8 protein-coding genes are annotated in these 8556 nt (G+C 74.2%); 3 read left to right on the top strand and 5 right to left on the bottom strand.

The window, feature by feature from the left end:
* Positions 1–48: 48 nt before the first annotated feature.
* Entirely contained in the window at positions 49–480 is a 432-nt protein-coding gene (locus tag AB0G50_RS29400; RefSeq protein ID WP_360114806.1) for a hypothetical protein, read from the bottom strand.
* Positions 481–861: 381 nt separating this feature from the next.
* Here AB0G50_RS29400 and AB0G50_RS29395 point away from each other — a divergent pair, with 381 nt between their 5' ends.
* Both AB0G50_RS29395 and AB0G50_RS29390 read left to right on the top strand, forming a co-directional pair.
* The gene (locus AB0G50_RS29395) at positions 862–1605 is read left to right on the top strand and encodes a hypothetical protein (protein ID WP_360114803.1); all 744 of its coding nucleotides are present in this window, start codon (positions 862–864) and stop codon (positions 1603–1605) included.
* A gap of 21 nt (positions 1606–1626) precedes the next feature.
* Complete coding sequence (locus tag AB0G50_RS29390) at positions 1627–3051, top strand: polysaccharide biosynthesis tyrosine autokinase (RefSeq protein ID WP_360114800.1); 1425 nt, start codon at positions 1627–1629, stop codon at positions 3049–3051.
* Positions 3052–3247: 196 nt separating this feature from the next.
* Here AB0G50_RS29390 and AB0G50_RS29385 read toward each other — a convergent pair whose 3' ends face one another.
* A complete protein-coding gene (locus AB0G50_RS29385) occupies positions 3248–4606 on the bottom strand; it encodes a sugar transferase (protein WP_360114797.1) in 1359 nt (452 codons plus the stop codon).
* A 129-nt stretch (positions 4607–4735) separates the two neighbouring features.
* Between AB0G50_RS29385 and AB0G50_RS29380 the strand changes: the two genes are divergently transcribed.
* Positions 4736–5680, top strand: coding sequence for an LCP family protein (locus AB0G50_RS29380; RefSeq protein WP_360114794.1), 945 nt, complete (start codon positions 4736–4738; stop codon positions 5678–5680).
* A 113-nt stretch (positions 5681–5793) separates the two neighbouring features.
* Here the strand turns inward: AB0G50_RS29380 and AB0G50_RS29375 are convergent, their stop codons facing one another.
* Genes AB0G50_RS29375 through AB0G50_RS29365 form a run of 3 tightly spaced genes read right to left on the bottom strand, consistent with a single transcriptional unit; the run spans position 5794 to position 8506 of the window.
* Positions 5794–6363 carry a hypothetical protein gene (locus tag AB0G50_RS29375; RefSeq protein ID WP_360114791.1) on the bottom strand — a complete coding sequence of 190 codons (570 nt, stop codon included), beginning with the start codon at positions 6361–6363 and terminating at the stop codon, positions 5794–5796.
* Positions 6360–7592: a glycosyltransferase gene (locus AB0G50_RS29370; RefSeq protein ID WP_360114788.1), complete on the bottom strand. Its 1233-nt coding sequence runs from the start codon at positions 7590–7592 to the stop codon at positions 6360–6362. Before AB0G50_RS29370 ends, AB0G50_RS29375 begins: the two co-directional genes overlap by 4 nt.
* On the bottom strand, positions 7589–8506 hold the full coding sequence (locus tag AB0G50_RS29365) for a GDP-L-fucose synthase (protein WP_360114812.1): 918 nt from the start codon (positions 8504–8506) through the stop codon (positions 7589–7591). The genes AB0G50_RS29370 and AB0G50_RS29365 overlap by 4 nt, the downstream gene beginning before the upstream one ends.
* Between the last annotated feature and the right edge of the window lie 50 nt (positions 8507–8556).

The following is an 8556-nucleotide window of genomic DNA, read 5'->3' as shown; positions in this document are numbered from 1 at the left end:
GGCCGGCGCGGGGGGGGGGGCCACACCCCACCCGCCGCGCCGGACGCGTCACGCCTTGAGGCAGCCGATGAGGCTCAGGTTGGAGATCTCGCCGCCGAACGCCTGCACCTCGGTGAACGCCTGGCCGGGGTTGGACGCGTAGGTCACGGCCGCCTTCAGGTGCGACTGCGCGGCGCTCGCGATCGCGGTGCACCCCAGGTTCTCCGACTTGATGCAGCCGCCCGAGAGCGCCGAGAACAGGGCCTTCACCGAGTTCAGCTTCGCGAGCGCGAGCACGTTGTTGTCCGTGGCGATCGCCTGGGACAACGACCGCGTTGCGTCGATCAGATCGACCGCCGTGGTCGTGCAGTCGACGACGGCGACGCTCGGCGCGGCCGGCGGCGCCTCCGTCGCGGTCGCGGCGCCGGCGAACCCGGCGAACGCGATCATCGCGGACGCTCCGGCCACGAGCACGGAGGCGATACGGGTGGGACGCGACATACGAACCTCCACAATGGACTTTCAGGCGCCGGGACGGTGCCGCACCTCACCAAACCCGCGTTCACCCAGGTCGGCAATTCGACTCACCCTTGTGCGCCCAGGAGAACGCGTTGGTGGGTCCACTCGCGACCGACCGTGCGGCGGACCGCGTTGACCTGGGGTGACGTGATCACCCGCTCGGTGCGGGCGCGGGGGGCCGCCCGGCCCGGCGGCGACTGTGCGCGATCCCGCGCGGCCGTTCACCCGCGTTTCGCGCGTCTCCTCGAACAGGTGATCTTTTCCCTCTTTCAGGCTGTGCGCCGTCCTCCACCCGGCCCGCCGGCCCGCTGATCACAAAACTGGGGCGATCGGCGGAGCGAATCGAGACCGGAGGTGCAGGACGTGGACATCGAAGCCGTGGACACCGCGCTGGCGAAGGACGACGTGCCGAAGTTCGGGGTCGTCGTGCGCGGGTACGACCGCAGGCAGGTGGACGAGTACGTGCACGCGCTCGCCGAGCGCGCGCGGCGGGACGCGGCGGCGCTGGAGGCGGCGGAGCGCGACCTCGCGCGACTGCGCGCCCGCGAGCCGGTCGCCGCGCCGGCGCTCGCCACGACCGCGCCCGAACCGGTGGTCGTCACCGCGCCGAGCCACTTCGGCGAGCGGGTGGCCGAGATCGTCGCCTACGCCGAGCAGCAGGCCGAGGCCGTGGTGCGCGAGGCGAAGGACCAGGCCGAGAAGCTGCGCCAGGACGCCGAGCGGCACGCGAGCGTGCTGATGCGCGACGCCAACGCGCAGGCCTCCGACATCCGCCGCGGCGCCGAGCAGGAGGCCGAGCAGGTCGCCGCCGACCTGCGCAGCCGCAAGGTGCAGGCCGAGGCCGAGGCGGTCCGCGTGGAGCGCGCGGCACGGCAGCGCGCGGACGACGTGATCGCCCAGGCGGTCGGCAGGCTCCGGGTCGTGCTCGACGCCCAGTCCGCGATCGTGGACGGCCTGAAGCAGGTCGGCGACCTGGTCGGCGCGGCGAAGTCCACCGCGGACACCGCCCTGCCCGCCGAGCTCACCACCGCCGAGTGGGAGATCCCGCCGAGTCGGACGGCACCGAGGGCGGGCGACCGCAACCACGAGAACGCCGTCGTCAGCTGATCCACCGGCAGAAGAGGACAGATGGACTTCGGTTCGTATCTGAGAGCGCTGCGGCGCAACTGGTTGCTCGTCACCTTGTCGGTCGTGCTCGGGGTGATCGCCTCGGCCGGATACCTGATGGTGGCCGCACCGAGGTACGAGGCGACGACGAAGCTCTTCGTGTCCACCACCGGGTCCGACGACCCGGCCGAGCTGTACCAGGGCGGCACGTTCTCCCAGCAGCGGGTGAAGTCGTACGCCGACCTCGTCACCACCTCGCGGGTGCTCGACCCCGCCGCCGAGGAGGTGGGCGGCGGGGTCACGGCCGACCAGCTCCGCGCGCGGGCGACCGTGACCGCGCCGCTGGACACGGTGCTGATCTCGATCAGCGTCCGGGACACCGACCGGGAGCGGGCCGCGCGGTCCGCGAACGCGCTGGCGGCCAAGCTGGTGGACGCGGTCGGCGCGATCGAGCGCCCGGTGGCGGGCGGTGACTCCCCGGTGCGGGTGAGCGTGGTGCAGGAGGCGTCGGTGCCCGCCGCGCCGGTCGCGCCGTCCCGGCCGCTGTCGCTGCTCGGCGGGTTCGCCTTCGGCCTGCTCGCGGGCGTCGTGCTGGCGCTGGTGCGCACGTCGCTGGACACCACCGTGCACGACGAGTCGGACCTGCGCGCCGCCACCGGGGCGGTGCTGCTCGGCGAGGTGCCGCGGGACCGGTCGGCGAACCGGGTGCCCGCGCTGGTGGGCAACGAGGAGGGGCCGCGCGCCGAGGCGTTCCGCCAGCTGCGCACCAGCCTCCAGTTCGTGGACGCCGCGCACGGGGTCAAGTCGGTCGTGATCACCTCCGCGGTGTCGGCCGAGGGCAAGAGCACGACGGCGACCAACCTGGCGCTGTCGCTGGTGCACGAGGGCCGCAAGGTCGCGCTGGTCGACGCCGACCTGCGCTGCCCGCGCCTCGCGCACTACCTGGGTCTGGTCGACTCGGTGGGCCTCACCACGGTGCTGCTGGGCCGGGTCAAGCTCGGCGAGGCGATGCAGCGCTGGGGCGGCACCGGGTTGCGCGTGCTGACCGCGGGCGACGTGCCGCCGAACCCGAGCGAGCTGCTGAACTCCGAGTCGATGCGCGCGGTGCTGCGCGAGCTGGAACGCGATTTCGACATCGTGATCGTGGACGCGCCGCCGGTGCTGCCGGTGACCGACGCGGTGGTGCTCGGCAAGCACGTGACGGGCACCGTGGTGGTTGTCAAGGAGCGCAGCACCAAGCGCTCCGAGGTCCAGCGCACGCTCCGGCAGCTGGAATCGGTCGGCAACTCGGTGCTCGGCATGGTCCTGAACCAAACCCGCGCCGTGCACCGCGACGCCCAGGGCTACTACCGGTACTGGTCGCGCCACCAGGTGGTCGAGGAGGCACCGGACTCGACGGGCCTGTTCAAGTGGGGTCGGCGCCGGGTGGCGGCGACCAACGACTGACGGCCCGGGTGGGCGGGACCCGACGAGGGGTCCCGCCCATCCGCCTGTCGGTGGCCGGGTAACCGCTGCGGGCAGCGTCCGCGCGGGCGACGGAGCCGGAGCGGTGCCCGGCCGGAACCGCCGGGGTGCGGGCGGAGCGGGATCGGCGCGTGCCGAGCCCGGCGCGACCGCCGGTGCGGCGCGTGCCGGACCGCGGTCAGTACGCGCCGTCGCCGTCCAGGACGGCCCGGGCGGTGCGGAACAGGATGGTCGCGTCGAGCAGCAGGGACCAGTTCTCCACGTAGTAGAAGTCCAGCCGCAGGCCTTCCTCCCAGCTGAGGTTGGACCGGCCGCCGACCTGCCACAGGCCCGTCATGCCCGGTTTCACCAGCAGCCGCCGGTGCAGCAGCCGGGTGTAGCCCAGCACCTCGTCGGCCAGCGGCGGTCGGGGGCCGACCAGGCTCATGTCGCCCACCAGCACGTTCCACAGCTGCGGCAGCTCGTCCAGCGACCATCGGCGCAGGAACCGGCCCACCGTCGTCACGCGCGGGTCGTCGAACAGCTTGAACAGCAACCCGTCCGCGTCGTTGCGGTGCGCCAGCACGTCCCGCAGCCGGTCCGCGCCCGCGATCATGGACCGGAACTTGACCATCGCGAACGGCCGGCCCGCCCGGCCGATGCGCTGCTGCCGGTACAGCGCCGGGCCGCCGTCGCGCCGCACGGCCACCGCGATCACCGCGAGCAGCGGCGAGAACAGCGTCAGCAGCACCGCCGACGCCAGCACGTCCACCAGCCGCTTGGTCACCCGGGCGGGGCCGCTGAACCGGGGTTCGGCCACGGAGAGCATCGGAAGCCCGGCCACCGTCGTGCTGCGCAACCTGCTCATGGTGACCGCGCTGATCGGCGGCACGACCGCCAGGTGCACCCCGGTGCCCTCCAGCTCCCAGCGCAGCCGGCGCGCGGTCTCGAAGTCGAGCGTCGGGCACGCGGTCACCAGCACCGCGTCGGCCTGCCGGCGCCGCACCACGTCGATGATCTCGGCCACCACGTCCTGGCCCTGGCGCGGCTCCCGGTCCAGCGCGAGCCTGCCGACCACCACGTACACCGGGTCCGGACTGCGCTCGATCTCCTCGCACAGCACGGTCGCGTGGTCCTCCTCGCCGACCACCACGGTCCGCGCCCGCTGCGCGCCCAGCACCCGCTCGGTGCGCAGCCAGTGGCACCACAGGGTCCGCGACGCGAGCAGCGCCAGGCACCCCACGGGCAGCCCGACGAGCAGGTACGGCCGCGCCCACTCCACCCGCAGCAGGCTGACCACGACCACCGCCACCACGCACACCTGCGCGGAGGCGTTGAGCACGCGGCCCACCTCGACCCGGCTGGGCAGCGGGCCGACGCGGCCGAGTTCCAGCCTGGCGAGCACCAGCCACCAGCACGCGAACACCGCCGCGGTGACCGGGTACGGCGGTCCGCCGCCCGTCAGGTGCACCAGCGCGAGCGCCCACGCCAGCACCACGAGGTCGGTCAGCAGGATCAGCCAGCGGTGGGGGACGCGCCGGGGGTACGGGGTCGACACGGGCAGCCTCCTGGTCGTGCGTGCCCACAGCGTTCCCACTCGGTCCACAGTGGCGCGAGTCCTCGGCGCGATCTCGTCCTTTCGTGTGACGGCAAAGCCTTTCGGCGGTGGCGCTGCCACGATGGGTGGATGACGGTGTTGCGAGCCTCCATCCGCGCCGCGGTCGTCCTCGCCGCGGTCGTCGTGCTCGTGTCCTCTTGGTACGCCTGGGATCTGGCCCGGTCCGCGGATCTCGGCATCCGCCGGATCCCCGGCGCGGTGCGGGCGCCGTCGGTGCTCGCACCGGGCAGCGGCTCGACGTTCCTGGTGATCGGCTCGGACGTGCGGCTCGGCGCGGACGAGGGCGGCGGCGTCGAGGGCGAGCGGTCCGACGCGCTGATGCTGGTCCGCGTCACGCCCGGCGACGGCGCGGTGAACGTGCTGTCCATCCCGCGCGACGCGTGGGTCGAGGTGCCCGGGCACGGCGAGGCGAAGATCAACGCGGCGCTGGCCTGGGGCGGCGTGCCGCTGGCCGTGCGCACCGTCGAGGCGGTGGCCGGCATCGCGGTCGACCACGTGGTGGAGATCGGGTTCGGCGCGCTGCGCGACCTGACCACGCTGCTCGGCGGCGTGCGGGTGGTGCTGCCCGAGGAGTCGACGGATCCGTTGACCCGCACCACGTTCGACGCCGGCGAGAACGTGCTGGAGGGCGACCGGGCGCTGACGTTCGTCCGCCAGCGCTACGGCCTGCCGCGCGGCGACCTGGACCGGATCGCGCGGCAGCACCAGCTGCTGACCGCGCTGCTCGCCCGGATCGGCGAGGTCGACCCGCTGCGGCACCCCGTGCTGCTGGACCGGCTGACCGAGGCGGCGGCCTCCGGCGTGGCGATCGACGAGGCGCTGACCGTGCCGGAGCTGATCACCCTGGCCGACCGGCTCAGCGCACTGCGGCCAGGGTTGATCAGGTACGCCACCGCGGCCGTCGGGTCAGTCGGTGGCAGTCCGGACGGGCAGTCCGTCGTCCACCTCGACGGCCAGGCGTTCGCCGTCCAGTGCGCCGCGTTGGCCGGGGACCGCCCGGTCCCCGAGGGCTGAGGACCGCTCCTCGGGCCGGGTGTGGTTGTACCGGGCCAGCAGCACCCCGACGACCAGCAGCGCCAACCCGACCGCGGCCCACAGCGCGAGCGGGAGGCCGACCGCGTCCGCGGTCACCGCACACCACCGGCCAGCGGCGCCCGGTCCAGCAGGGTCGACGCGATGTCGTCCACCCGCTCGGCGATCATCGCCACCACGTCGGTGCGCCGGCGCTCGGGCATCAGCCGCGGGTCCGGCACGTCGTCGTCGTGCACCGCGCCGCCGCGCAGGTCCGTCGCGGTGTGCACGAGGGCGAGCAGCCGGTCGGCGAACGCGACCGGCAGCGGCGGCGGCGTCATCGACCAGCGGGCCAGCTCGCCCAGCGTCACGGTCCGGGCCAGCGCGCGGGGCACGAGCCGCAGCACCTCGCTGCGCTGCGCGGCGGTCAGCGTGATCACCACGTCGCTGGTCTGCACCAGGTCCGCGGTGAGCCGGCGCGGTGGTCTCATCCCGGCCACCACGCAGCCGAGGTCCCGCAGCCTGGTCCGCACGCACGGCGGTACCGGCTCGCCGGAGGCCGCCCTGGTGCCCGCGCTGCCGATGTCGACCGGCGCGCCCGCGAGCCGCAGCCGCAACAACTCCTCGGTCACCCTCGACCGGTAGACGTTCGCCGTGCAGACCACCAGCACCCGCACCGCCCTCACCGCGCACCTCCCAGGTCGTGCAGCCAACGGTCGTAGGCGGCCAGCGCGCGCTCCTGGCCCAGCTCCTCGTGCGCGTACCGCAACCCGGCGCGGGCGAGCTCCGCCGCGCGCACCGGGTCGCCGCCCAGGTCGACCACGGCCCGCAGCAGCGCCAGCGGGTCCCCGGGTTCGACCAGGCAGCCGCCCCGGGAGGCGGCCAGCTCGGCGGCGGTGGACGAGTCGCGGTGCGCGGCGGCGACCACCGGCCTGCCCGCGCAGAAGTACGAGGTCAGCTTGCTGGGCAGGGACATGCCCAGCATGCCCGGCCGCTCGTTGACCACCAGCACGTCCGCCGCGCCCAGCGCCGTGGGCAGCAGCTCGCGGGTCACCGGCCCCACCACCGACACGTGCGTGAGCCCCGCCGCCCGCCGCGCCACCTCGGGTCGGGTCGCGCCGTCGCCCATCAGCACGAAGTGCACCGGCTCGTGCCGGTGCTGGGCGATCCTGGCCGCCTCGACCACGTTCACCAGGTCCTGCTTCACGCCCATGTTCCCGGCGTGCAGCGCGACGATGCCCCCGGTCGGCCACCCCAGCTCGACCCGCGCGTCCCGCTGGTCGACCGACGGCGACCCGCCGACGTGCACCCAGTTGCGGATCACCGTCGTCCGCTCCGGCGGTATCCCGTAGACCTCCGCCAGGTGGTCGCGGAACGACTCGTGGATCACCGCGACGCCGTCCGCGCGCGCCAGCAGCGCCCGTTCCGCCGCGGCGACCCGACCGCCGCCGACCGCGCCCGCCTCGCTGGTGCTGCGCCCGTACAGGTCGTGCACCACGACGCCCAGCGGCACCTTCGCGCGGCTCGCCCACAGCCGGGCGGCGCCCAGCGACAGCAGCGACGGGCTGACCCCGACCACCACGTCCGGCCGCGCGTCGTCCAGGAACGCCCGCACGGCGGCGTGCACGGCGAACGACGCCTCGTGCACCACCCGGCCGACGCCGGTCGACCGCCGCGGCACGTGGTGCCACAGCCGGGTGACGTCGACGCCCTCCTCCCGCTCGGTGTGCGCGAGACCCCGGCGGAACCGGCGGTAGGACTCGGGCAGCCGCCAGCGCGGGTAGTAGGGGAACCCGGTGAGCAGCCGCACCCGGTGCCCGCGCGCGGCGAGGCCGCGGGCCAGTCCGGTGGAGTAGGGCGCCACGCCGTGCTCGTCCGGCGCGTAGTTCAGGCTCACGATCGCGACCGACGTCACCGGCGTGCCACCTCCCGGTGCTCGGCGAACCACCGGTAGGTCTCGGCGACACCGCGCTCGAGCGGGATCCGCGCCCGCCAGCCGAGGTCGTGCAGCAGGCCGACGTCGAGCACCTTGCGCGGCGCGCCGTCGGGCATGGTCGGGTCGAACGCGAGGTCGCCGCGGAACCCGGCCACGGCGGCGACCAGCTCGGCCAGCTCGCGGATCGTGGTCTCCACGCCGGTGCCGACGTTGATCGCCTCCGGCGCGTCGTAGTGCCGCAGCAGGTGGACGCACGCCTCGCCCAGGTCGTCGGCGTGCAGGAACTCCCGGCGCGGGGTGCCGGTGCCCCACAGCGCGACGGTGTCCGCGCCCCCGGCCACCGCCTCGTGGAACCGGCGCACCAGCGCGGGGAGCACGTGCGAGTCGCGGGCGTGGAAGTTGTCGCCCGGACCGTAGAGGTTGGTGGGCATGGCGGAGATCCAGGCCCGGCCGTCCTGCCTGCGCACCGCCTGGACCTGGAGCACGCCCGCGATCTTGGCGATCGCGTAGCCGTCGTTGGTCGGCTCGAGCGGGCCGGACAGCAGCGCGGACTCGCGCATCGGCTGCGCCGCGTCCCTCGGGTAGGCGCACGAGCTGCCCAGGAACAGCAGCCGGCGCACGCCGACCTCGCGCGCCGCGTCCATCACGTTCAGCTGCATGCGGAGGTTGTCGGACAGGAAGTCGGCCGGCGCCGCGTCGTTCGCCGCGATGCCGCCGACCCTGGCGGCGGCGAGCACGATCGCGTCCGGGCGGGTCCGGTGCAGGAAGGTCGTGACGGCGGAGCGGTCGAGAAGATCTAGTTCGCTCGATCGAGGTTCGATCAATCGTGTGAAGCTGTGACGACGTAGCGCGCGGCTGATCGCGGATCCGGCCAGGCCACCCGCGCCGGCCACGAATACCACGTCCTCAATGGACAGTCTTTCGGCCACAAATCCCTCCCGTT

The organism is Actinosynnema sp. NPDC020468 (assembly GCF_040642015.1).
Taxonomy (GTDB): Bacteria; Actinomycetota; Actinomycetes; order Mycobacteriales; family Pseudonocardiaceae; genus Actinosynnema.
The sequence above is the reverse complement of the archived record's forward strand: the minus strand, read 5'-3'. Positions and strand labels throughout refer to the sequence as shown.

What these genes read in the sequence shown, in the direction of transcription:
- AB0G50_RS29400 (WP_360114806.1), bottom strand. Translation starts at nt 480, where the DNA reads ATGTCGCGTCCCACCCGTATCGCCTCCGTGCTCGTGGCCGGAGCGTCC.
- AB0G50_RS29390 (WP_360114800.1), top strand. Translation starts at nt 1,627, where the DNA reads ATGGACTTCGGTTCGTATCTGAGAGCGCTGCGGCGCAACTGGTTGCTC.
- AB0G50_RS29380 (WP_360114794.1), top strand. Translation starts at nt 4,736, where the DNA reads ATGACGGTGTTGCGAGCCTCCATCCGCGCCGCGGTCGTCCTCGCCGCG.